This is a genomic window from Paraburkholderia sp. FW306-2-2C-D06C (assembly GCF_058781505.1).
This window is the reverse complement of record NZ_JBYSWU010000145.1, coordinates 1-818: the sequence shown is the minus strand read 5'-3', so window position 1 is coordinate 818 and position 818 is coordinate 1. Positions and strand designations below refer to the sequence as shown.

General features: G+C 64.8%; 1 protein-coding gene. It reads right to left on the bottom strand.

The window, feature by feature from the left end:
• Positions 1 to 711: SDR family NAD(P)-dependent oxidoreductase (locus AC3WLT_RS37235; RefSeq protein ID WP_492596536.1), on the bottom strand; the 711-nt coding region annotated here is incomplete at its 3' end.
• Positions 712 to 818: the final 107 nt, after the last annotated feature.

Genomic DNA, 818 nt, shown 5'->3' with positions numbered 1-818 from the left:
GACGGTCCGGCCGCGATAATCGAGGTATTCGAGCCCGGGATGGCCCTGCTTGGCCAGCAACACATTCACGACCCCGGGAACGCTCTCCTCGATCGACAGTCGCCCCTCGGGCCCACCCAGGTCGGTGCGTACCCAGCCCGGCGCCATCAGCAGCATGGCGCGCGGTGTTTGCACCTGGCGCGCGGCAAAGCTGCGCATGAACTGGTTCAATGCCGCCTTGCTGCCGCGATAGACCTCCCGCTGGCCGGACTCGTTGTCCGCGATACTACCTTGCCCGGACGACATAACCCCTATCAGGCCGGCCGGCGGAACGAGGTCGGACAGGCTCTCCACCACCCGCATCGGGCTGAGCGCGTTGGTAATCATGAGGTTTGCGAAATCCTCGGTCGACACCTCGCCGATGGTCTGGGTCGGATCCGGATTGGTCGTGCCGGCGTTGACGAACAGAATATCGAACATCCGGCCGGACAAGTGCTCGCGCAAGGCCCGGATCTGGTCGGGCCGGGTGATGTCCAGCGTCTCGATCTCGACCTGGTCCGGATGCGCATCGGCCAGGTCGTGCAGCAGGGTCCGGCCGCAGTCGGCACGGACGGTGCCCGTGACGTTCCATCCCTTCGTCAGGAACTCGGCCGCCATGGCGTAGCCGAGGCCGCGCGAGGCGCCGATGAGCAGGATCGTGGGCGTGTGAGTGGGGTTTGGGGCCTGGGGCATGAGACTCTCCTTTTTCATCGAAGGTGACGCCATGAATTCTGGTGATCACTACGGATTTGCGCCAGACGCCCCGTATGCAATCCATGATTGCACCGGACGCCCTGCCT